Raw genomic sequence first — 23,193 nt, forward strand, 5'->3', positions numbered from 1 at the left:
TTAGCCTGTGTGGGGGAATATTCACGTGACCGACGCCCGAATTTCGAAAAGCCGTCCGACCAGTGCCGACGTGGCCATCATTGGCGCCGGACCGGCAGGGCTGACCGCCGCCTATCAGCTGACCCAACAGGGTTATAAGGTAACGGTGATCGAAAAAGACCCGGTCTACGTCGGGGGGATCAGCCGGACGGTCGAGCATGAAGGCTTTCGCTTTGACATCGGCGGCCACCGCTTCTTTTCCAAAAGCCAGGAAGTCGTCGATCTGTGGAACGAGATTCTGCCCGACGATTTTATCCAGCGGCCGCGGATGAGCCGCATCTATTACGAAGGCAAATTCTATTCCTATCCGCTGCGCGCGTTCGAGGCGCTGTGGAATCTGGGCATCGTGCGTTCGACTTTGTGCATGGTGAGCTATGCGCAGGCGAAGCTGCTGCCGAACAAGAATGTCCGCAGTTTCGAGGATTGGACGATCAACCAGTTCGGGCGGAAGCTCTATTCGATCTTTTTCAAAACCTATACCGAGAAGGTGTGGGGGATGCCGTGCGACGAAATGTCGGCCGACTGGGCGGCGCAGCGGATCAAGGGGCTGAGCCTGGGTGCCGCGGTGCTCGACGGGCTGAAGCGCAGCTTTGGGCTGAACAAGCGGCCAAATGACGGCATGGCGACCAAGACCCTGCTCGAAACCTTTCGCTATCCGCGGCTTGGCCCCGGCATGATGTGGGATGCGGCGCGCGACAAGGTGGTCGCGGGCGGCAACCATGTGCTGATGGCGCACAGCTTCAAACAGCTGACGCAGGATCAGGTGAGCGGCCGCTGGCGGCTGACTGCCAATGGCCCGAACGGCGATGTCGTGATCGATGCGGCGCATGTGATCAGCTCGGCGCCGATGCGCGAGTTGGCGGCGCGTATCCATCCGCTGCCCGCCTGCGCGCTGAATGCGGCGCCGAACCTGAAATATCGCGACTTTCTGACCGTCGCGCTGAAAATCCGGTCGGAGGATCTGTTCCCCGACAACTGGATCTATATCCACGACAGCAAGGTGCAGGTCGGCCGGGTGCAGAATTTCCGCAGCTGGTCCCCCGAAATGGTGCCTGACCCGGAACTGGCGTGCGTCGGCCTGGAATATTTCTGTTTCGAGGGCGACGGACTGTGGGCGTCGAGCGATGAGGATCTGGTTGCGCTGGCGACCCGCGAAATGGCGATCCTCGGCCTGTGCGATCCCAAGGATGTCGTCGGCGGCGCGGTTGTGCGGCAGGAAAAGGCCTATCCGGTCTACGACGATGATTATGCCACGCATGTCGAGACGATGCGCAGCGAGTTGGAAGCGCGCTATCCGACGCTGCACATGGTCGGTCGCAACGGCATGCACCGTTACAACAACCAGGATCATGCGATGATGACCGCGATGCTGACGGTGCGCAACATCGTTGCGGGTGAGCGCGTCTATGACATCTGGGGCGTCAACGAGGATGCCGAATATCACGAAAGCGGCACCGAGGGCGAGCAGGCGGCGCTGGCGTCGGTCCGCGACGTCCCGGCGCGCGTGACGAAGGCCGCCTGACGCCTTGGCCGGAGGGATACTTGCCTTGCAACCCGCGATAAACCTGATCGAATCGATCCGCCGCGGCGAGATCCGCTGGCTGAACTATCTGCTTGCCAGCGTGCTCGCGCTGGGCAGCGATGCCGGGCTGTTCCTGCTGCTGCTCGATTCGGGGCTGTCGCCAATGGCGGCATCGGCGGTTGGTTACTGCGCCGGGATCCTGGTCCACTGGCTGGTATCGAGCCGCCTCGTTTTTGCCGACGGCGCCGCGGCGCGCGGCACCGGTGAGCGGCATCGCCAGAAAATGCTGTTCGTCGGATCGGCGCTGATCGGTCTTGCCGTCACGACGGCGATCGTGGGCACAGGCAGCGCGCTCGGGCTCGACCCGCGGCTCGCCAAGCTGGCGGCGATCGTCGTCAGCTTCCAGACCACCTATTTGCTACGCCGCCATATCGTGTTCCGGGCCGCCGCGGCATGACGGGCGCGCCCGCGCTGTCTGTGGCCGACACCGCGCCTTCGGCCGGAATCAATCTCGGGCCGTGGTTCACGCCGTTGCGTATCGCGCTGTTGATCTGGGCGGCGATGAGCGTGATTGCGATCATGGCCAATTGGCCGGCGATCATTGCGCTGGATCTGGGCGACACCGACGACGCGATGCGTATGGCGCAGGTCCGCGACCTGCTCGCGGGGCAAAGCTGGTGGGATCTGGCGCAGTATCGCGTCAATCCGGCGGGCGGCGGGGTGCTGATGCACTGGTCGCGGATCGTCGATGCGCCGCTGGCCGCGGGCATCCTCATCTTGAAGCCGCTGTTCGGGCAGGCGATGGCCGAACGGATTGTGATGACGTTGTGGCCGCCGCTGCTCGGCGCCGTGCTGAGCGCCGCTTGCGTGCTCGGCTATCGCGGCCTGTCCGACCGGCGGATCGCCTATGTCGTGCCGTTGTTCCTGATCATGTCGGGGTTCATCGTGATGCAGTTCCGCCCGCTGCGGGTCGATCATCACGGCTGGCAGATCCTGTTTGCGATGCTGATCATGGCGCAGGCGCTGCGCCCCGCAACATGGCAGGCGGGGGCTTGGGGCGGGCTGTTTGCGGCGGCCTTGCTGGCGGTGTCGATCGAAGGATTGCCGATTGTCGCGCTGTTCGCCGCGCTGGCGGCCTTTCGCTGGGCGCTGCATAGCCGCGCCCCCGACCGCGATCGCTTGTGCGGCTATCTTGGGGCGCTGGCGGGCGGCGCCATCCTGGTTCAATTCGCGACGCGCGGTCCCCTCGGGCTGACCGGAACCTGGTGCGATTCGCTGTCGCTGCCTTATATGGCGGCATTTGTTGCGGCGGCGGCGGCGACCTTTGCCGTCGCGCGTGCCCAGCCAGGCAGCGTGTGGCTCCGCCTGGCGCTGCTCGGCGGCGCGGGTCTTGCGGCAGCGGGAGCACTGGTGTGGAGCGAGCCGCAGTGCGCGAACGGGCCGTTCGCGTCGCTCGACCCGATCGTTGTCGATTATTGGTACAAGAATATCCTCGAAGGCCAGCCGCTGTGGGCGTCGCGCGGTTATGACGCCATTTTTGTGCTGGTGCCATCGCTGGCCGGGCTGATCGGGTCGCTGCTCGCGTGGCGGGGCTGTTCCGATGGCGACGATCGCAAGGCGTGGACGACGATCATCGTGGCGCTAGTCGGGGCGACGGTGCTGTCGCTACTCGTGCTGCGCAGCGTTGCCACCGCCCATCTCTTCGCTTTGCCCGGCTGCGCTTGGCTGGGCTTGCGCGCCTGGGGCTGGGCGCGCAGGATCCCTGCGACGATTCCGCGCGTGCTGGCGTCGGCGATGGCGTCGCTGACCCTGCCGCTGCTCGGCAGCATCGCGGTCGCGGCGGTGCTCGGCTTGCTGTTTCCGGCCTTGCAGCCCGACGAAGCGGAAGCCGCTGCCAACCGGCCTTTTGCCCAAACCTGCCTAGACCCCGCGACGATCGCCGCGCTGAACCGGATGCCACCGACAACGATCATGACCCCGATCGACCTTGGCGCGCCGCTGATGTTCTGGACGCGCCATGGCCTGGTGGCGACGGGGCACCATCGCAACAGGCAGGCGATGGCCGACACGCTCCGCGCCTTCACCGGCGACCCCGCCAAAGCCGAGGCGCTGGTCCGCAAGAACGGCGCCCAGCTGGTGATGTTTTGCCGCTCCGCGAACGACCTTGTCCAATATCGCCGCGCCCGCAAGGATGCGCTCGCGGCGCAGCTCTACGCGGGCACGCCGCCCGCCTGGCTCGAACCCGTCGCCATCGGGAATCGCACAGGGCTATCGGTGTGGCGGGTGAAGGCCGCGGTGACGGCGCGCTGACGCCGCGGCGTCAGGCAGCGCGAAAGCTCATCGCCGCGCCATTCATGCAATAGCGTTTGCCGGTCGGTTTCGGGCCATCGTCAAACACATGGCCCAAATGTCCGCCGCAGCGTTTGCAATGCACTTCGGTGCGCGCATAGCCGAGGTCGTAATCGGTCGATGTTGCGATCCCGCCCTTCAGCGGTGCCCAGAAACTCGGCCAGCCGGTGCCGCTGTCATATTTGGTCTTGCTCGAATAGAGCGGCAGCGCACAGCCCGCGCAGGCAAAGGTGCCGGCACGCTTTTCCTTGTCGAGCGGGCTGGTGAATGGCCGTTCGGTCGCCGCTTCGCGCAGGACGCGATATTGCAGCGGCGACAGGCGCTTTTTCCATTCGGCGTCGCTCAGCCGCCAGCCGGGCGCAGCTTGCGGCCGCGCCGATTTGGCGAACAGCATCGGGGCGGCGATCACCCCGCCGCCAAGGGCGAGGCCAGCGAGCAGATAACGGCGATCAATCATGGCGGACTCCTGACCCGGTCGCCGGGCCTTCACGTCAGATACGTGGTTTTATCGCGCCAGGTTTCACTGCGCGTCAATATTTCTCCAGCTCGACCTGCATATGGCGATAGCCATGGACGAAGCTGGCGTGGACGCGTTCGGGCTCGGCAAGGACATTGACGCGCAGGCGGCGCTTCTGCATCTCCGAAATCAGCGTGGTCAGCTGCAATTCGGCAACGCGCGCGCCGACGCAGCGGTGGATGCCATAACCAAAGGCCAGATGGCGGCGCGCATTTTCGCGGTCGACGATGATCCGGTCACCGTCGGGAAAGACGCTCTCGTCGCGGTTCGCCGAGGCGTACCACAGGGCAATCTTGTCGCGTTTCTTGATTTGGTGGCCGAACAGCTCGGTATCTTCCATTGCGGTGCGCCGCATATGCGCCAGCGGGGTCTGCCAGCGGATGATTTCGTGCATCGCATTGACCGCGAGTTCGGGGTCGTGATTCGTCTCGAGCTTGGCGCGCTCGTCGGGGAAGCAGTGCAGGCCATAGGCATAGGCCGACATTGAATTGCGCGTCGTGTCGTTGCCGCCGACGATGAGCAGGATCAGATTGCCCATGAATTCATGCTCGCTCATATGCTTCATCGCGTCGGATTGCAGCATGATCGAGATCAGGTCGTGCGGGCCGGGGTTGAGCGCCTTGCGGTCCCACAATTCCTTGAACGCGGCGCCCATTTCAAACGCCTTGGCGGTGCGCGCCTGCCGCTGTTCGGTGGTATCGAACGATTCGATATCGCCCAGCGCGTCGGACCATGCGGTCAGCCGGTGGCGTTCCTCCCAAGGAAAATCGAACAGCAGCGCCAGCATGTCGGTGGTGAGTTCGATCGACAGTTTTTCGACCCAGTCGAACGGCTCGCCGATCGGCAGCGTGTCGATCAGGTCGCTGGTGCGCTGCTGCGTGTCGGCGCGCATCCGCTCAATTTCGGACGGGCCGAACGCCGGGGCGACGGTGCGTCGCTGGGCGGTGTGCTGCGGCGGGTCCATCGCGATGAACATCGGCAGCGGGATTTCGCCTTCTTTGAGATGTTCGACGCCGTCGCCCGCGACGGTGATCCCGCCATATTCCCAGGACGACGAGAAAATCTTGGGCAGCGCCTCGATATGCTGGATGGGTTTATAGGTGGTCACCGACCAATAGGGGCCGAATTTCGAATCCTCGCAATGATAGATCGGCGATTCGGCGCGCAGCTGGCGCATCGGTTCTTGCCAGCGGTCCTCGCTCCACAGCTCGGCGCGGCTGACGTCGAGCGGGTTGACGATTTCGGGAGCGGTGCGAACTTGGGTGGCCATGGCTATCCTCCGTCCAGCCGTCATCGCGCGGCCGATTCAGTTGCAGAATGCCACTATTTACAGCTTTGTCAATGAGGGTCGGTGGCCTGCGCCGTTGCAGCGGCGGCGGTCGCGGCGAGCGCCGCCGCCCGTCCGCGGCGCCGCCAGAATTTCCAGCCGCTGCCGCTGCTCAGCACCCCGGCGCGGAACAGGCGCACCGATATGAAGATGACGAGCGCCACCCAGATCGCCTGCCAGCCGAGCGCGAGCAGGTGCACCGACTTGCTGTCGTCGGTCGCGGCGCGCGCCGCCATCGCGAGCGGTGACGAGAAGGGAAAAATCTGCGCGATCGTTGACAGGCTGCTGCCCGGGGCGCTCGCTGCGGCGGTCGACAGGCTGAACATGCCGACCTGGAAAATCGTGATCGGCAGGCTGAGCATCTGGATTTCGCGCACCGTTGCCGCCTGCGCGCCGACGCCGAGGAACACCGCGCCGAGCAGCAGGAACGACAGGATGAAATAGACAAAGCCGATGCCGAGGAAGAAAGGCCAGCCGGTTGCAGGTGTCGCGCCAAGCGCCGCGGTCGCCTTGCTGGCGCTTTGCGCCGTCGCCAGCGCTGCGGGGTCGAGTTGCGTCGCCGCAATCAGCCCGCCGGCGAGCGCCATCGCCATCCAGAAGGCGATGAACAGCACCGCGACCCCCAGAAAACCGAGCAGCTTGCCCAGAAAGACGCTTTCCAGCGGCACCGCGGCGGCGAGAATCTCGATCACCTTGTTGCCCTTTTCTTCGGCCAGCGAACTCACCGTCTGGCCGGCGAGGAGCAAGGTCAGCAGGAAAATGATGAACACCGCGCCAAAGCCCAGCGACTGTTGCACCGCGATGCTGGTGCCGCCGCGCTGGATGCTTTCAAAGCGCGGGGTCACCGGCGCGATCTCGCCAGCGGCGCGGTCGCGCCGCACCTGATTGACCAGCAGAGTGAGATAGCGTCCCGAGCTGCCCTCGGCGTTGCGCTCGACGATGCGGGGGCTGCCGAGCGGCCCTGTCATCACCGCATAGGTGTCGGTGCCCTTTTCGCGCGTGATCGCCAGCGGATCGGGCGACCCTTGCCCGGCGATGCGATATTCGATGGGCGGCGGCGCATCGTCGCGCGTAAAGGCGTCGCGCAGGCGAGCGTCGGCGGCGCGCAGCGCCTCGACATCGGCGGCATCGACCACCGCAACGATGCGGCCGGTGCCGCGGGCGCTGTCCGCCAGCTGCGACGCGCCCATGCCGCCCGCCAGCCCCATGCCGACCATGAACAGCGGCGCGAGCAGGAACAACAGGAAGGTCGGAGTGGCGACGATCGCCAGAAAGTCACGCCGCGCGATGACCAGCATATTCTTGAGGAACGGGGTCATGCCAGTGCCTCCTCGACCGCGTCGGTTCGGGCGTCGGCAGCGAAACTCGCATCGACCTGGCGAACGATATGAACAAATGCGTCGTGGAGCGCGGGGCGGGTGATCGACAGCCCCGCAACGCCCAGGCCGCTGTTCGTTATCCGTACCAACAGCGGTTCGACGTCGGTGTCGCCGATCGGGAAATGCCAGCTGTCGCCGCGCATTTCGGCGCCCGCGGGGAGCAGCGCGGCGATCGATGCGGTGTCGGCGTCGGCGCGCGGGGTGTAGCGCACCTGCATCGGCAGCAGGCCGCGCGCGTCGTCGACGGTGCCCTCGAACCGGCGCTGCGACCGCGCGATGATCGCCAGCCTGTCGCACAGGCGCTCGGCATGGGCCATGACATGGGTCGAAAACAGGATCGTCGCCCCGCGGTCGCGTTCGCGGCGGACCAGCATCTCCAGCCGTTCCTGATTGACCGGGTCGAGACCCGAAAAAGGTTCATCCAGGACGATCAGGTCGGGGGCATGGACGATCGACCCAATCAGCTGGATCATCTGCGCCATGCCCTTCGACATCTTGCGGACCTTTTCGTCGATCACGCGTTCGAGCCCGAGTTCGGTCATGAAGGTTGCGGCGCGGCGGCGGCCTTCGCGCCAGTCGAGCCCGCGCAGCGCGCCCATGAACGCGATTGCTTCGCGCGCCTTCATGCCGGGATAGAGGCCGCGTTCTTCGGGCAGATAGCCGATGCGGTGGCGCACCGCTTGCGGGCGCTCGCCGAACACGCGGCTGCTGCCCTCGTCGGGGTCGATGATCCCCAATGTCATCCGCAGGCTGGTCGTCTTGCCCGCGCCATTGGGGCCGAGCACGCCATAGATGCTGCCCGTCGGCACCGCCAGGTTGACCTGGTCGACCGCTTTGAAATTACCGAAATATTTGGTGAGGCCAGTCGCCTCGACGCTGAAATTGGTCAAAATTGGATTCCGAAACAAATGCCGTTTGTCCTGAGGAGCGATTGAGCTTCGCGAAAGCGCGTCTCGAAGGATCAGGCGCTGGTGCTGATCCTTCGAGACGGGTCCCTTCGACTGCCTTGCAGGCGCTCAGGACAGGCTTCGACTTCGCTCAGCCCCTCCTCAGGATGAACGGAGGGGGTTATCATAGCCATATGGCACGACAGAGTTGTTGTCGTATAGGGCGCGAATGGTTGCGGAAGCCTTGCCCTCCTCCACAGACACGTTCGAACAGCGGCTCGAAGCGGTGGCGCGCGCCCAGGGTTTCGCGGCGTTCGGGATCGCCGACGCGGGCGCGGCGCCGCAAACCGCTGCACGCTTGACCCAGTGGCTGGCCGAGGGACGCCACGGCGACATGATCTGGATGGAAAGCCGTGCCGCACAGCGCGGTTCGCCCAAGGGGCTGTGGCCCGAGGTGCGATCGGTGATCGCGCTGGGGATGAGCTACGCCCCCGTGCACGATCCGCTGGCGCTCGCCGATCATCCGACACGCGGGCGGATCTCGGTCTATGCCCAAGGCGGCGACTATCATGACGTCGTCAAAAAGGCGCTGAAGGCGGTGGCGCGATGGCTGGTCGCCGAGGCGCCCGACGCCGAACTCAAAGTGTTCGTCGATACCGCCCCGGTGATGGAAAAGCCGCTCGCGGCGGCGGCCGGGCTGGGCTGGCAGGGCAAGCACAGCAATCTGGTCAGCCGCGATCATGGCAGCTGGCTGTTTTTGGGCGCGATCTACACGACGCTCAACCTGGTCACGAACCCGCCGGGGCGCGATAGCTGTGGCAGTTGTTCGGCGTGCCAGGACGCCTGCCCGACCCAGGCGTTTCCGGCGCCCTACCAGCTCGATGCGCGGCGCTGTATCTCGTATCTCACCATCGAACATGACGGGCCGATCCCGCTCGACCTGCGGCGCGGCATCGGCAATCGCGTTTATGGCTGCGACGATTGCCTGGCCGTGTGTCCGTGGAACAAGTTCGCCGACACCGCGCATACGCACCGCGCCTTTCTGTCGCGCGCCGAGCTGGTCGCGCCATCGCTCGCCGATCTGCTGGCGCTCGACGATGCCGGGTTCCGGCAGGTGTTTGCAGGCTCGCCGATCAAGCGCATCGGGCGCGGGCGGATGGTGCGGAACGCCGCGATTGCAGCGGGGAACAGCGGCGATGCCGGGTTTCGACCGGCGCTGGAGCAGCTGGCCGACGATGAAACGCCGATGGTGGCGGATGCGGCGCGCTGGGCGCTGGGTGAATTGACGTTATGACGTCATCGGAAATCCTCCCTGTCGCGCAGCGATGGGGAGGTGGCGGTCCGCAGGACTGACGGAGGGGCTTTGGCGCTGCCGTTGCGGCCCCGCCACCACCCGCTTCGTGAGCGGTCCCCTCCCCATGGCTTCGCTACAGGGGGATCAGATTACCGCCGCAGCGCCTCGATACAGCTGGGGACATTGGCATCGCGGCCGTCCGGGGTGCGCGCATCGACGTGGGTGGCGAGCGCGTCGGCGCCTTGCCGCGGCGCATAATAATAGATGTCGAGAATGCAGGCGGCGCCGCCGAACTGCAACTTGCGCCCCATCCCCTCGGCAACGTCGAGGCGCGGCTTGCCGAACAGGCTGAGCGCCGAATTGGCCGGGCGGCCGATCAGGCTGTTGTTCTGGGTCGGGCGCGGCGCGGTGATCGGACCCGCCGCCGTCGGCGCCTTGGGCGGGGTGGCGCGCGGAATCGCATTGCCAGCGCAGCCGCCGAGCAGCAGCGCCAGGCCGGTGAATATCGCCAAGCGGCTGTTGTTGATCATCTTTTCTGGTCCCCGCTCGCCAAATGGAGCATATGGACGGCCATAGCGGCGCCGACGATCGGCGCCAACAGATTGGCGATAGGCACCACGAAGGTTGCGGCGGACAGCAGACCAAGCGACCAGCGCGCAGAGCGATCCAGCCGCGGGCGTTCGGGGTGGCGCGCCAGCACCATCGCCTCTAGATCGCGGCCGAGCAGCAGGCCGTTGACGAACAAGGCAAAGATCGGGGTGCCGATGCCGGTGACCAGCAGGAGTATATAGACCGGCAGCGCGAGCAGGTTGCCGCCGATCAGCCGCACCAGCGATGCCAGCGCAAGGCGGATATTCTGCCGCCAGCCAACATCGACGGCGCCCGCTGCGGCGCCGGGATAGTGGCGCCCCTCGACATCGGCGACGATCGCGTCGGCGAACAGCCCGACGACGACGATCGCGACGGCGCGAAACAACAGCCAGCTACCCGCGACGATCGCCAGCACGACCAGGACCCCGGCCATGTCGCGTTCGGTCGCGCCCAGCCAACCCCAATGTTCGAGCGCCCAGCGCGCAGCGAAAAAGAGTGCGGCGCCCGCGACGATCAGCAGGAGCAGGGTCAGCGCCAGGCTTTGCAGCAGGATCCGCACGACGCGCGGGGTCGGCAGATCACGAAGTGCGAGCAGAAAGGCTTGAACAGCACGGGTCATCCGTCGGGGATGGTAGGCGCCGCCGCGCGCGTCAAGCGTCGCGCTTGCCTTGGTCCGCCCGCATCCCTAAAGCGCGGCAGCATTTTTCCAAACATCGCAGGATATTTTATGGCCTCCACCGCCCGCCTCGACGTTGTTGCCATCGGCAATGCGATCGTCGACGTCCTCGCTCGCGCCGACGACGCGCTGATCACCGCCGAAAATCTGGTCAAGGGATCGATGCGGCTGATCGACGCCGCCGAGGCCGAGCGGCTGTATGCAGCGATGGGTCCGGCGATCGAAATGTCGGGCGGCAGCGCGGCCAATACGCTGGCCGGCATGGCCGCGCTGGGACGCCGCTGCGGTTTCATCGGCCAGGTCGCCGATGACCAGCTGGGCCAGGTGTTCACCCACGATCTGACGTCGCTCGGCGTCGCGTTCGACACGCCGCCGCTCGCGGTTGGCGCCCCGACCGCGCGCTGCCTGATCCTGGTGACCCCCGACGGGCAGCGGACGATGAACACTTTCCTCGGCGCGTCGCAGAATCTGGGTCATGATTCGCTCGACGCGGCGCTGATCGCCGACGCCGACATTCTCTATCTGGAAGGCTATTTGTGGAACGCCGACGCCTCGCGCGCCGCGATGGCCGAGGCGATCGGGCTGGCCAAAGCGGCAGGCCGCCGCGTCGCCTTCACCTTGTCCGACACCTTTGTGGTCGCGGGGCATGGCGAGGATTTCCGCCGCATGATGGCGGCGCGCGAGATCGATATCCTGTTCGCCAACGAAGCCGAACTGCTCGAACTGGCGCAGGAAGGCGATTTCGAGGCGGCGCTGGCCAAGGTCGCCGCCGACGTGCCGTTGCTGGTCGCGACGCGCGGCGAACATGGCGCGGTTGCGGTGACGAACGGCGAACGCAGCGAAGTCGCCGCCGAACCGATCGACGATGTCGTCGACACGACGGGCGCCGGCGACCTGTTCGCCGCCGGTTTCCTGGCGGGTCTGGCCGAAGGACGCCCGATTACCGACTGCCTGACGATGGGCGCGGTGTGCGCGCGCGAAATCATTGCGCAGGTCGGCCCGCGGGCGCAGACCGATCTCAATGCCAAGGTTGCCGAACGACTGGGCTAGGAACTTTCGGCCACCCAACGCGTCCTATGCGCCAGATAAATGGCACAGGAGGATGACATGGCCGACGAGATTCACGAAACCCGCGCCCCCGACGGCACGACGCACACCACCACGATCATCGACCGCGAACCGCGGCGCGGCGGCGGATTGGGGATGGGCCTGATCCTGCTCGTCGTGCTGGCGGTGGCCGGATTTTTCGCGTTTCAGTTTCTGGGCAATGAAAAGGCCGAAACCGGCGCGATCACCGAAGCGGCGCAAAAGGTCGGCGATGCAGCGCAGGACGTTGGCGATGCGGCGCAGGAAGCGGTAAAGTAATCGAAATAACCGTGGTCCTGAGCCTGTCGAAGGCCGCCTGTCCGGATAAGCGTCCTTCGACAGGTTCAGGGCTACGGTCAATTGACTAACTCGACGCTTCCGCCGCTTCGGGATGTTTTTTGAACAGTGCCCGGTCGGCGGGGCCGAAGCCGCGGGTCCAGATCAACCACGAGTAAATCCCCAGGATCACCGGCACGCCGATCAGCAGTTCGGCCCATTCGGGCAGCTGGGTGGCGCCCCAGCCGAGGATGGCGGCGCCCGCGGTCGCCCAGACGAGCGCCCAGCGCAGGCTGTTGACCGGCGCCTTCAGCACATGCGCCAGCAGCCGCGCCTTGACCAGCGAGGCAAAGCCGAGCGCAAGCATCAACGCGAGCGCGACGGCGGCGGCGTAAGTGATCGGCGGCAGCCCCATCGATTTCGCGATCAGGATCAGCGCGACGCTGAGCACTGCCTGCAACGCGAGCGTCGCGATGCTGATCAACAAATTGCGGTGGCGCGCGACGTAAACCAGCGCCGCCTCGCTGACGACGGCAGTGGCGGCGACGACCTCGGCGGCGAGCAGGAAGGCGAGCGCCGCGGTGCCGCTGACGAATTCGGGGCCGACCAGGCCCATCACCGCCTCACCCGGGATGCCGAGCGCGAGCGCGACCCCCGCCTGCGCGGCGATGATCCAGAAGCCGACCTGACTCACTTGTGCCGCCACGGCGGCAAGCCGGTTTTCGGCGAGATTGCGAGTGATCACCGGCCCCAGAATCGGCTCGAAACTGGTTTTGAGCTTTTGCGGCAACGATGCAACTTGCTGCGCCATGTAATAAATGCCGTAGATGGTCGGCGAGGTGAACTGGCCCAGGATGAACAGGTCGAGACGGCGCGTCCCCCATTCGATCGCATCGGCGGCAGCAAGCGGCGCGTTGCGCCGCGCAACTGCGATCAGATGCGCCGGATGCGGCTGCCAGCCGCGCGGCCCGCCATAATGGCGCAGCATCGGGATCAGCGCGGTCAGAAAGGCGCCGACCATCGCCGCGGCATAGGACAGCATCAGCCCATCGCGCACCGACACGAACCAGAACCCCGCCGCCGCGGCGCTGATCACCCACGGTTCGACGATCGCCCGCGCGCGCACTGTCGCGCCGATGTCGAAGCGATAGGCGCAGGCCGCCAGCGCGATGTCGGTCCCGGCAATGGCAAAGACGAGCAGCGCCATCCAGCGGTCGGCGCCGCCGACATCGCCCGCCGGATACATCAGCTGCGGTAGCAGAAACAGCAGCGCCGATCCTGCTGCCGACGCCAGAAATGCGACGAACATGCCGTCCCACACGACGGTGCGGTGATCGGCGCCGGGAGCACTCAGCTGTTCGGCCAGCCCGCGTTTCAGCCCCAGCGTCGCGAGCTGCGCGACCAGTTCGATGACCAGCACCGCAAAAGCAAAGCGCCCGACCGCTTCGGGCCCGTACCAGCGCCCCGCGACATAGAGGAAGGGCAGGCGCGCGACCAGGCGCAGGAGGAAGCCGAAGAAGTTGGTGCGCCCGCCCTTGGCAAGCGCGGCGGTATCGGCATCGCCCGAGGGTGCGCCAGCAGGCGATGCGGGCGCGGCTGCGCTGTCCGTCTGGCTCAAGCCCGCCGCCCCTTCTGCTGGTCCCCGGACGCCACTCTAGCGTGGCGCGGGGGCGCAGGCAAATCTGTGCAATCGATCACCGACCCTCGGATCGCAGCGGGCGGCTGAGCAGGGCGTGAATGGCATCGACAACGCGCGTTTCCCCCGCGACCAGCTGTGCGACGGTGTCGCAGATCGGCATGTCAATGCCGTCGGCGCGCGCCGCGGCGGCGATCACCGGAGCGCTGAACGCTCCTTCGGCCACGGTGCGGCGATCGGCCATCAAAGATTCGGCATCGGCGCCACGCCCCAAGCCCTGACCGAGCGCAAAATTGCGCGAGTTCGATGAGGTGCAGGTCAGCACGAGGTCGCCAAGTCCGGCGAGCCCCGCCAGCGTTTCCGCCTGCGCCCCGCGGGATAGGCCAAAGCGCGTCATTTCGGCAAAACCGCGGCTGATCAGCGCCGCGCGCGCGTTGAGGCCGAGCCCGGCGCCATCGACGATGCCGCAGGCGATCGCGAGAATATTCTTGATCGCGCCGCCAATCTCGGCGCCGATGACGTCGGTCGAGACATAGGGGCGAAAATGCGGCCGTGCGATCGCGCCTGCAATGGCGGCGGCAAGGTCGAGATCGGCGGCGGCAAGGGTGATTGCGGTCGGCAAGCCCGCGGCGACCTCGTGCGCAAAGGTCGGGCCGGAGAGCACCGCGTGCGGCCGCTGCGGCGCCAGATCGTGCGCCATGTCAATCGGGAAAGCGAAGCTGCCCGCCTCCATACCCTTGCTGCAAAAGATCAAAGGTGCGTCGCCCCTGGGCAGATCGGCGAGCACGGCACGCAGGAACGGTACCGGCACGACGACCAGCAGCGCATCGCAAGCTGCCATGTCGGCTAGCGCGCCGGTTGCGGTGAGCGAAGCCGACAGCGCCGCGCCCGGCAGAAACGCGGGATTGCGATGTTCGGCGTTGATCGCGGCGACGACGTCGTCCTCGCGCGCCCACAGCCGGACAGGGGCGCCATCGGCGGCAAGCAGCTGCGCGAGCGCGGTCCCCCACGCCCCGCCGCCGATCACACCGAAATTCCGATATGACGTCATGCTTTCACTCCCGCACCGCGCACGGTTTCAGCGTCAGGATCGAGCGGCCAGCGCGGGCGCGCGGCGACTGACAGATCGTCGAATAGACCCACCGCGAAGCGCTCGGCCCCCGCCCAGGCGATCATCGCGCCATTGTCGGTGCACAGCCACAGGGGCGGCGCGACGAACGGGCGATCGAAGCGCGCGGCAAGATCGGTCAGCGCGGTGCGGATCGCGCCATTGGCGGCCACCCCGCCGGCGACAACGAACGCCGTCGCCTCGGGGCAGGCGGCAAGCGCGATGCGGCTGCGGTCGACCAGGCAATCGACGACCGCTTGCTGGAACGAGGCGGTGAGGTCAGGGACATTATGTGCACCGCTCGCCGCGGCGCGCGCGACGGCACTTTTCAGCCCGGCGAACGAGAAATGTGGTTCGGCGCTGCCGACCAGCGGGCGCGGGAGCGGCACCGCGTGCGGATTGCCGTCCCGTGCGACGCATTCGACCGCCGGACCGCCGGGAAAGCCCAGCCCGAGCAGCTTGGCGGTCTTGTCGAACGCCTCACCCGCCGCGTCGTCGATCGTGGTGGCGAGGCGGCGATAATCGCCGACGCCCCTGACCAGCAGCAACTGGCAATGGCCGCCCGAGACGAGCAGCAGCAGATAGGGAAATTTGAGGTCGGGCTCGACGAGCCGCGGCGACAGCGCATGGCCTTCGAGATGATTGACCGCGATCAGCGGCTTGTTCGCGGCGTGCGCCAGCGCCTTGCCGGTGACGAGCCCGACCATCACGCCGCCGATCAGGCCCGGACCGGCGGTTGCGGCGATCGCATCGACATCGGCGAGCGACACGCCGGCATCGGCGAGCACTCCGGCGACGATCGGTGCCAGCCGGTCGACATGCGCGCGCGCCGCTATCTCCGGAACGACGCCGCCGAACGGGCTATGCTCGGCCTCCTGCCCCGCGACGCGGTGCGCGAGGATGCGCCGATCGCTATCGACAAGCGCTGCTGCGGTTTCATCGCAGCTCGATTCGAGGCCAAGGATGAGAGTCATAATATTGCGCATCCCTTACCCGCCCCTTTATCGGCAGGGCAAGCCGCGGCAGAGCCTTTGAAAAGGCTCTTGATGATGTCTGGAGCATTTCCGGGCGAAAAACCGGTTCCCACTTTTTCTGGAAATGCTCTAGCAGCAACGCGATGAACGACCTTCCCACAATCGAAAATCCGCTGCGTATCGGCACGCGCGCGTCGCCGCTGGCGATGGCGCAGGCGCATATGACCGTGGCGGCGCTGATCGTGGCGCATGGCCTTGCGCCCGAGGCGCTTGAGATCGTGCCGATGACCGCGACCGGCGACCGCATTCAGGACCGCGCGCTCGCCGAGGTGGGCGGCAAGGAGCTGTGGACGCGCGAGCTTGACGCGGCGCTCGATGCCGGGGTGATCGATATTGCGGTCCATTCGCTGAAGGACGTCGAAACGCTGCGCGATGCCCGCTTTGCGCTGGGCGCGATGCTCGAACGTGCCGACCCGCGCGATCGTCTGGTGGTGCGCGAGGGGATGGAAGCGGCAACGATCGCGGCGCTGCCGCACGGCGCCCGGCTCGGAACCAGCAGCCCGCGCCGCGCGGCGCAGATTCAGCGGATTCGTGCAGACCTCCAGCCGGTGCTGCTGCGCGGCAACGTCGCGACGCGGCTGGCGAAGCTGGCAGCGGGCGAGGCCGATGCCACCTTGCTCGCGGCGGCGGGGCTCGACCGGCTGGGGATGCATGGGGTTGGAACGGCGCAGGATGCGGCGGCGCTGTTGCCCGCGGCCTCGCAAGGCGCGATCGGCATCGAGTGCCGCGCCGCCGATGGCGCCGCGCTCGCGCTGCTCCTTGCGATCGACCATGCGCCGACCCACCGCGCGGTGGCGGCGGAACGCGCCTTTTTGGCGGCGCTTGGGGGCGACTGCCGCTCGCCGGTCGCGGCGCATGCGCATTGGCGCGCTGACGGCATGCTCCAACTCGACGCGGAGATTTTCTCCGAAGATGGCGCCGAGCATGTGGTCGGTCATGCGTTGATCGACCACGACGATGCGGCCGCGGCGCTGGCACGGCGGTTGCTCGATGACGCTCCCGCGACGGTGCGGCGGCTGTTCGCACCATGAGCGGCGGCCTGCCGCTGCTCGTCACCCGCCCCGAACCGGGCAATAGCGCCACCATGGCGCGCGCGAACGCGCTGGGATTTGACGCCCATGCGATGCCGCTGTTTGCCGCGCGGGCGCTGCCGTGGACCGCGCCGCCGCCGACAGGTTACGACGCGCTGCTGCTCACCAGCGTGCAGGCTGTGCGGCTCGCCGGGCCGCAGCTCGGACGCCTTGCTATGCTGCCGGTTTATGCGGTGGGCGCAGCGACTGCCGATGCCGCGCAGGCGGCCGGATTGTCGGTTGCGCGAACCGGCGAGGCGAATGCCCAAAGCCTTCTTGATGCCATGACGTCGGAAAATATTGCCGGGATTTTATGGCTTTGCGGTCGCGATCGAACAGACTTCGACCCCCGCGGCGCGGCGTTGGAACCGCTGGCTTGCTATGCGGTCGATCCGGTTGCGCCGTCGCCGGATTGGCAGAAACTCATCGCCGGACCGGCGGTTCTACTCGCACATTCCGCGCGTGCCGCAGCGCGACTCGCCGAGCTCGTTGGTCCCGTGCGCGCGCATCTGACGCTGGTGGCGATCAGCCCCGCGGTTGCGGCGGCGGCGGGCGATGGTTGGGCCGATTTGGTCGCAAGTGAGCAGCCCACCGACGCGGCAATGTTGGCACTGGCCCATGCTTTGTGCCACAAGGGGCGAAAATAGGGTCGTTCGAAAGAGACATATGGCAATCGACAGCATCGACACCTCCTCGCCCGCCGACGAGGCGGTCCCGGCGAGGGGGCCATCGTTTCGGCTGCTCGCCATCGCGGCGCTGCTGCTGCTGCTGATCGGCATTGCCGGGGGCGGCTGGGCGGTGAATCGCTGGCTGACCGGCGATGGCACGGCACCGGCGGCGACCGTCATCGCTCCACCGGTTGTGCGCGACAAGGCCGATCCCATCCGGATTGCCGATGCGGCGCCAAAGGGGGCACCGCTGATCGTCGCGCCGGTCGATGGCGCCAATGCGCTGGCGGCGCGGGTCGCCGAACTCGAGCAACGACTGTCGCGGATCACCCTCGAAGCCGAATCGGCATCGGGCAATGCATCGCGGTCCGAAGGGTTGCTCGTCGCCTTTGCGGTTCGCCGCGCGCTCGATCGCGGGCTGTCATTGGGCTATCTCGACGCGCAGCTGCGCCTGCGCTTTGGCGACGATCAGCCGAATGCAGTGAAGACGATCATCGAAACCTCGCGCGAGCCGGTGACGCTCGAACAACTGCGCGCCGAACTCGATACGCTGGCGCCGCAGCTTGTCGGGCGCGGCGGCGATGGCAATGGCAGCCTGTGGACGGGGCTGCGCCGCGAACTCGGCGAATTGTTCGTCGTCCGCGCCGCAGGAACGCAGTCGCCGCGCGCCGCCGAGCGGCTCGACCGGGCGCGGCGCTATCTGGGTGCGGGGCAGGCCGACCTCGCGATCGCCGAGGTCGAGGCGATGCCCGGCGCCGCCACTGCCAACGACTGGCTGATCGACGCGCGGCGCTATCATGAGGCGCGGCGGGCGCTTGACCTGATCGAGACCGCGGCGATATTGGAGCCGCGCGACAGCCCCGCTGCCGCGATCGTCCGCAGCACCGCGGCCGCACCGACCCCCTAGCGCGCCTCCCGAAAGGGCGGCTCGCCTTACAGAGAAAGCCTTTTTCATGGCCCTCGCCGATCCGCAGCGCATCGAGGCGCTCGACCCGCTCGATCCCCTCCAGCTCGACGCCGAACTGAGCGAAGAGGAGCGGATGGTGCGCGATACGGCGCGCGCTTATGCAGAGGGCGAATTGCTGCCGCGCGTCACCTCGGCGTTTCTCGACGAGCGGTTCGACCGCGAGATCATGTCCGAAATGGGCGCGCTCGGCCTGCTCGGCGCGACGATCGACCCCGAATATGGCGGCGCCGGGCTGAGCTATGTCAGCTACGGCCTGATCGCGCGCGAGGTCGAGCGGATCGATTCAGGCTATCGCTCGGCCTGTTCGGTGCAGAGCAGCCTCGTGATCCACCCGATCAACGCCTATGGCAGCGAGGAGCAGAAGCGGAAATATCTGCCCGGACTGACTTCGGGCGAACTCGTCGGCTGTTTCGGCCTCACCGAGCCCGACGCGGGCAGCGACCCCGGCGGCATGCGCACCCGCGCCGAAAAGATCGCGGGCGGCTACCGCCTCAAGGGCGCCAAGATGTGGATCACCAATTCGCCGATCGCCGACGTGTTCGTCGTGTGGGCGAAGTCGGAGGCGCATGACGGCGCGATCCGTGGCTTTGTGCTCGAAAAGGGGATGAAAGGCCTGTCGGCGCCGAAGATCGAGGGCAAGGTCAGCCTGCGCGCGTCGGTAACCGGCGAGATCGTCATGGATTCGGTCGAGGTCGGCGAGGACGCACTGCTGCCGCATGTGTCGGGGCTGAAAGGCCCGTTCGGTTGCCTCAACCGCGCGCGCTACGGCATCGGCTGGGGCGCGATGGGCGCGGCGGAGTTCTGTTACGAAGCGGCGCGCAATTACACCGGCGAGCGCCAGCAGTTCGGGCGGCCGCTCGCCGCGAACCAGATCGTCCAGCTGAAGCTCGCCAACATGCTCACCGAAATCACGCTGGGGCTGCACGCGGCGCTGCGCGTCGGGCGGTTGATCGATGACGGTCGGCTGATTCCCGACGCGGTCAGCCTGCTCAAGCGCAACAATTGCGGCAAGGCGCTCGATATTGCCCGCGTTGCGCGCGACATGCACGGCGGCAACGGCATTTCAGCCGACTATCATGTGATCCGTCACGCGGTGAATTTGGAAACCGTGAACACCTATGAAGGCACCCATGACGTTCATGCGCTGATTCTGGGCCGCGCAATCACCGGTATTTCGGCCTTTGGCGGCTAGCGCGGCGAAGCCGCTGGCAGGGATCCGCGTTGTCGAACTGGCGCGGGTGCTGGCCGGGCCGTGGTGTGGGCAATTGCTCGCCGACCTAGGCGCCGAGGTGGTCAAGGTCGAACGGCCGGGTGTCGGCGACGATACGCGCGGCTGGGGGCCTCCCTTCGTCACTGGCGCCGATGGCGAAAATCTGGGCGCGGCCTATTATCACAGCACCAATCGCGGCAAGGCGGGGGTCGCGATCGATATTGCCACCAGCGAAGGGCAGGCGGCGGTTCGCGATCTGATCGCGGGCGCCGATGTGGTTATCGAAAATTACAAGGTCGGCGGGCTGACCAAATATGGCCTCGATCCCGCAACGCTGATCGCCGATTTCCCGCGGCTGATCGTTTGTTCGATCACCGGCTTCGGCCAGACCGGCCCTTATGCGCACCGCGCCGGCTATGATTTCATCATCCAGGCGATGGGCGGCGCGATGTCGCTGACCGGCGAGCCCGACGGCGCGCCGCAAAAGGCGGGGGTCGCCTATGCCGACATCTTTACGGGCATGTATTCGACCGTCGCAATTCTCGCGGCGTTGCGGCGGCGTGACGCCACGGATGTCGGCGCGCATATCGACATGGCGCTGCTCGATTGTCAGGTCGGAGTGCTCGCCAATCAGGCGGCCAATTATCTCGCGAGCGGCGCCTCGCCCCGCCGGATGGGCAATGGCCACGCCAATGTCGTCCCCTATCAGGCGTTTGCGACCGCCGACGGCCAGCTGGTGATCGCGGTGGGCAATGACGGGCAATTTCGTAAATTATGTATGATTTTGGGCGAGCCGGGCTGGGCCGACGATGTCTGCTTTGCGACCAACGCGGCGCGGCTGGCGAACCGGGCGGCGCTGATCCCGCTGCTGGCGGCAAAAATCGCAGGCTGGGACGCGCAGCCGCTGGCCTTGGCGCTGGAAGCCGAGGGTGTTCCCGCGGGGCCAATCAACGATGTGGCGGCGGTGTTCGCCGACCCGCAGGTGCAGGCGCGCGGGATGCGGTTTCGCCCCGAGGGCGCGTTCGTCGATGGGCTGGCAAGCCCGATCGTGATCGACGGCGAACGGATGGTCGCGGCGGGTGGAGCACCGGTGCTCGTGAAATGACAAAAAATCCGTTTGCATCGAGCGAAGTCGAGATGCCGTGAGGCCATTCACCCCGATGGGTGCCTCGACTTCGCTCGACACGAACGGAGAGAGGAAGGCGCAGCCTAGAACTTCACCGTGCCGGTCACGAAAATCTGGCGCGGGTTGCCGTAGAAGGCGGTCAGCGTGCCTTCGGTGCCCAATGCCGAGGTTGGCAGGCCGTTCGCGCCGAGGATCGGCGCGCCGGTCGTCGGGTTGACGTTGATGAAAGTATAGCCCGACGTCTTATATTCCTTGTCGGTCAGATTCTTGCCGAACAGGCCGATGCTCCAGCGATCGTCGGGCGCGGTGTAGACGATGCTGGCGTCGAGCATCGCAAAGCCCTTTTGATCGATGTAGGGATTCGGGATTTCGAACTGATAGGTCTTGCTGCGGTACGACAGCGTCGTGCCGAAGTTCAAATCGCCGTCGCCGATCGGGGTTGCGTATGCCAAGGTGCCGCTGGCGGTCCATTTGGGCGTATTCTGGACTTCGCGGAAATCGGACACGTCGGTCGGACGGCCGCCGATGTTCGACACATATTCCTTATAGTCGGCGTCGATATAGCCCAGCGCGGTCGACAGGGTCAGCCGGTCGCCTGCCGCGGCCAGATCCTCGCCCAGCCGCACGCGGCCTTCGAATTCGATGCCCTTGAAGGTCGCCTTGCCGGCGTTCGACACGATACCGCAAAAGCTGGGCAGGCCGCTGACGGTGCAGGCGACCGAGCCCGGAATCTGGACATCGGTGTAATCAGCGTAGAAGCCGGCGATCGCGACGTTGACTGCGCCGTCCATCAGGCTGCCCTTGTAGCCGACTTCATAGCTTTCGACCTGCTCGGGACGGAAGCTCAGGAAAGCGGCGATCTCGGCGTCGCTGCGGGTGCCGTTGCCGTCGGTGTCGGGCGCGTTGACGCCGACCCCGCGCGGATCGAAGCCGCCGCCCTTGAAGCCCTGCGAATAGCTGGCGTAAAGTGTGTGGTCGGGGGTCGGTTTGAACGACAGCGAGGCGCGCGGGGTGAATTTGTTGAAGCTGCGCTTGCCGTCGAAATCGGTGCCCGGGGCGCCGAACGCGACGCCGGCGCCACCAAACACGGGCGAGCCACCGCCGAGGTAGTTCTGGCGCAGGATCGACGCTTCGCGCTTGTCCCAAGTGTAACGGCCGCCGACCGACAGGCTGAGCTGCTCGGTGAAATCGAAGGTCGCGTCGCCGAACACCGCAAAGGTGGTGGTGTCGACATCGGCTTCGGTAAAGGCGGTCAACCCGGCGAGGGTGTTGAAGATGCGGACGTCGAACAGCGTGTCGGCGGTCGCATCGAGATAATAGAAGCCGAGCAGGCCTTTCAGGCGGTCGCCTTCATAGAGCAGCTGGAATTCCTGGCTGATCTGTTCGTTGAAATAGAATCCGGGGACATCGACATCGACCGCGGGCAGCGCGTCGAAATCGATCGGGGTCGCCGACGAGTCCTTGCGCCAGGCGCTGATCGACCGGAGGGTCAGTGTGTCGGTCAGCTCGGCGGTGACGTTCATCGCCAGACCATAGGATTCGATCTCTTGCTTGGGATCATTGAGGCCGCCGCGGCTGTCGAACACATTGCCCAGCACCGGCGCGTTGGTGCGCAGCGACGGGATCAGGCGGTGGCCGCCGCGCGGGGCGCTCTTGTCCTTGGTATAGTCGCCCGAAATGCGGATCAGCACCGGCTCGCCATAGCCGCCGAGTTCGACGGTGCCGCGGCCGGCCCAGACGTCCTTGTTGTAGTTTTCGAGGCCGGTGGTCAGATTGTCGCCAAACCCGCCGCGCGACAGCCGCGCGATCGAACCGCCGACGCGAACGATGTCGCCGATCGGCGCGCTGGCGGTGACGACGAGGTCGGCCTGGTCATAGGTGCCGAGCGTGCCCTTGATCTTGAGCGAAAATTCTTCGGGCAGCTGCTTGGTCACATATTTGACCGCGCCGCCGATGGTGTTGCGGCCATAGAGCGTGCCTTGCGGTCCGCGCAGGATTTCGATGCGTTCGACGTCATAGATGTCGAGCACCGCAGCCTGCGGACGGTTGAGATAGACGTCGTCGAGATAAAGGCCGACCCCTTGTTCGAATCCCGACACCGGATCCTGCTGGCCGACGCCGCGGATGAAGGCGCTGAGCGTCGAATTGGTGCCGCGCGATACTTCGAGCGTGGTGTTCGGGGTGGTCTGGCCGACGTCGGTGATGTCGATCGCGCCGGCCTTGGCGAGCGCTTCGCCCGAGTAAGCGGTGATCGCGACGGGGACGTCGATCAGGCGTTCGTCGCGGCGGCGGGCGGTGACGATGATTTCGTCGTCGGAGGTCGCGGTTGCTTCGGGAGCATTGGCTTCTTGCGCGAAGGCGGCGGGGGCAAAGGCGAGCATGGACAGCGCGCTCGAAGCGAGGATGGCGCGGCGCAGCGGACGAGCGAATG

Annotated in this window: 21 protein-coding genes; 11 read left to right on the top strand and 10 right to left on the bottom strand. The window is 66.4% G+C overall.

The annotated features are described in order from the left end of the window. Nucleotides 1-25: 25 nt before the first annotated feature. The 3 genes from J2X44_RS00960 to J2X44_RS00970 are packed head-to-tail and all read left to right on the top strand — an operon-like array spanning nt 26 to nt 3,871. A complete protein-coding gene (locus J2X44_RS00960) occupies nt 26-1,561 on the top strand; it encodes an NAD(P)/FAD-dependent oxidoreductase (protein WP_310087408.1) in 1,536 nt (511 codons plus the stop codon). A gap of 25 nt (nt 1,562-1,586) precedes the next feature. After that, a complete protein-coding gene (locus tag J2X44_RS00965) occupies nt 1,587-2,018 on the top strand; it encodes a GtrA family protein (protein ID WP_310087409.1) in 432 nt (143 codons plus the stop codon). Then, on the top strand, nt 2,015-3,871 hold the full coding sequence (locus J2X44_RS00970; RefSeq protein ID WP_310087410.1) for a hypothetical protein: 1,857 nt from the start codon (nt 2,015-2,017) through the stop codon (nt 3,869-3,871). The genes J2X44_RS00965 and J2X44_RS00970 overlap by 4 nt, the downstream gene beginning before the upstream one ends. A gap of 10 nt (nt 3,872-3,881) precedes the next feature. Here the strand turns inward: J2X44_RS00970 and msrB are convergent, their stop codons facing one another. The 4 genes from msrB to J2X44_RS00990 form a co-directional block, all read right to left on the bottom strand. Next, a complete protein-coding gene (gene msrB / locus J2X44_RS00975; protein WP_310087412.1) occupies nt 3,882-4,367 on the bottom strand; it encodes a peptide-methionine (R)-S-oxide reductase MsrB in 486 nt (161 codons plus the stop codon). A 73-nt stretch (nt 4,368-4,440) separates the two neighbouring features. Continuing rightward, nucleotides 4,441-5,697, bottom strand: coding sequence for a cytochrome P450 (locus tag J2X44_RS00980; protein ID WP_310087413.1), 1,257 nt, complete (start codon nt 5,695-5,697; stop codon nt 4,441-4,443). A 68-nt stretch (nt 5,698-5,765) separates the two neighbouring features. Continuing rightward, nucleotides 5,766-7,073, bottom strand: a complete 1,308-nt coding sequence (locus J2X44_RS00985) for an ABC transporter permease (RefSeq protein WP_310087415.1) — start codon at nt 7,071-7,073, stop codon at nt 5,766-5,768. Then, nucleotides 7,070-8,023, bottom strand: a complete 954-nt coding sequence (locus J2X44_RS00990) for an ATP-binding cassette domain-containing protein (RefSeq protein ID WP_310087416.1) — start codon at nt 8,021-8,023, stop codon at nt 7,070-7,072. The genes J2X44_RS00985 and J2X44_RS00990 overlap by 4 nt, the downstream gene beginning before the upstream one ends. A gap of 226 nt (nt 8,024-8,249) precedes the next feature. Here J2X44_RS00990 and queG point away from each other — a divergent pair, with 226 nt between their 5' ends. After that, nucleotides 8,250-9,314, top strand: coding sequence for a tRNA epoxyqueuosine(34) reductase QueG (gene queG / locus J2X44_RS00995; protein ID WP_310087417.1), 1,065 nt, complete (start codon nt 8,250-8,252; stop codon nt 9,312-9,314). 149 nt (nt 9,315-9,463) lie between these two features. Here queG and J2X44_RS01000 read toward each other — a convergent pair whose 3' ends face one another. Together J2X44_RS01000 and J2X44_RS01005 are read right to left on the bottom strand one after the other, a co-directional pair. After that, nucleotides 9,464-9,844 (bottom strand): hypothetical protein, encoded by a 381-nt coding sequence (locus J2X44_RS01000; protein ID WP_310087418.1) that lies wholly within the window; start codon nt 9,842-9,844, stop codon nt 9,464-9,466. Continuing rightward, entirely contained in the window at nt 9,841-10,524 is a 684-nt protein-coding gene (locus J2X44_RS01005) for an EI24 domain-containing protein (RefSeq protein WP_310087420.1), read from the bottom strand. Before J2X44_RS01005 ends, J2X44_RS01000 begins: the two co-directional genes overlap by 4 nt. A 108-nt stretch (nt 10,525-10,632) precedes the next feature. Here J2X44_RS01005 and J2X44_RS01010 point away from each other — a divergent pair, with 108 nt between their 5' ends. Continuing rightward, on the top strand, nt 10,633-11,631 hold the full coding sequence (locus J2X44_RS01010; protein ID WP_310087421.1) for an adenosine kinase: 999 nt from the start codon (nt 10,633-10,635) through the stop codon (nt 11,629-11,631). Nucleotides 11,632-11,670: 39 nt separating this feature from the next. Further along, nucleotides 11,671-11,946, top strand: a complete 276-nt coding sequence (locus J2X44_RS01015; protein WP_310087422.1) for a hypothetical protein — start codon at nt 11,671-11,673, stop codon at nt 11,944-11,946. An 85-nt stretch (nt 11,947-12,031) separates the two neighbouring features. Here J2X44_RS01015 and J2X44_RS01020 read toward each other — a convergent pair whose 3' ends face one another. The 3 genes from J2X44_RS01020 to tsaD form a co-directional block, all read right to left on the bottom strand. Further along, nucleotides 12,032-13,561 (bottom strand): lipopolysaccharide biosynthesis protein, encoded by a 1,530-nt coding sequence (locus J2X44_RS01020; RefSeq protein ID WP_310087423.1) that lies wholly within the window; start codon nt 13,559-13,561, stop codon nt 12,032-12,034. 76 nt (nt 13,562-13,637) lie between these two features. Then, nucleotides 13,638-14,630: an NAD(P)H-dependent glycerol-3-phosphate dehydrogenase gene (locus J2X44_RS01025; protein ID WP_310087424.1), complete on the bottom strand. Its 993-nt coding sequence runs from the start codon at nt 14,628-14,630 to the stop codon at nt 13,638-13,640. Continuing rightward, complete coding sequence (gene tsaD, locus J2X44_RS01030) at nt 14,627-15,661, bottom strand: tRNA (adenosine(37)-N6)-threonylcarbamoyltransferase complex transferase subunit TsaD (protein WP_310087425.1); 1,035 nt, start codon at nt 15,659-15,661, stop codon at nt 14,627-14,629. Before tsaD ends, J2X44_RS01025 begins: the two co-directional genes overlap by 4 nt. A 143-nt stretch (nt 15,662-15,804) precedes the next feature. Here tsaD and hemC point away from each other — a divergent pair, with 143 nt between their 5' ends. The 5 genes from hemC to J2X44_RS01055 are packed head-to-tail and all read left to right on the top strand — an operon-like array spanning nt 15,805 to nt 20,741. Continuing rightward, nucleotides 15,805-16,752 (top strand): hydroxymethylbilane synthase, encoded by a 948-nt coding sequence (gene hemC, locus J2X44_RS01035; protein ID WP_310087427.1) that lies wholly within the window; start codon nt 15,805-15,807, stop codon nt 16,750-16,752. Continuing rightward, nucleotides 16,749-17,438: a uroporphyrinogen-III synthase gene (locus J2X44_RS01040; RefSeq protein ID WP_310087428.1), complete on the top strand. Its 690-nt coding sequence runs from the start codon at nt 16,749-16,751 to the stop codon at nt 17,436-17,438. The genes hemC and J2X44_RS01040 overlap by 4 nt, the downstream gene beginning before the upstream one ends. Before the next feature lie 19 nt (nt 17,439-17,457). Next, nucleotides 17,458-18,366: a mitofilin family membrane protein gene (locus tag J2X44_RS01045; protein ID WP_310087429.1), complete on the top strand. Its 909-nt coding sequence runs from the start codon at nt 17,458-17,460 to the stop codon at nt 18,364-18,366. A gap of 46 nt (nt 18,367-18,412) precedes the next feature. Further along, nucleotides 18,413-19,618 (top strand): acyl-CoA dehydrogenase, encoded by a 1,206-nt coding sequence (locus J2X44_RS01050; RefSeq protein WP_310087430.1) that lies wholly within the window; start codon nt 18,413-18,415, stop codon nt 19,616-19,618. Then, nucleotides 19,608-20,741 carry a CaiB/BaiF CoA-transferase family protein gene (locus J2X44_RS01055; protein ID WP_310087431.1) on the top strand — a complete coding sequence of 378 codons (1,134 nt, stop codon included), beginning with the start codon at nt 19,608-19,610 and terminating at the stop codon, nt 20,739-20,741. Before J2X44_RS01050 ends, J2X44_RS01055 begins: the two co-directional genes overlap by 11 nt. 104 nt (nt 20,742-20,845) lie before the next feature. On the opposite strand, the gene J2X44_RS01060 is transcribed toward J2X44_RS01055, so the two are convergent. After that, entirely contained in the window at nt 20,846-23,143 is a 2,298-nt protein-coding gene (locus tag J2X44_RS01060) for a TonB-dependent receptor (protein ID WP_310088302.1), read from the bottom strand. Nucleotides 23,144-23,193: the final 50 nt, after the last annotated feature.

Origin of the sequence: Sphingopyxis sp. BE259 (genome assembly GCF_031457495.1) — a bacterium.
Classification (GTDB): Bacteria; Pseudomonadota; Alphaproteobacteria; order Sphingomonadales; family Sphingomonadaceae; genus Sphingopyxis.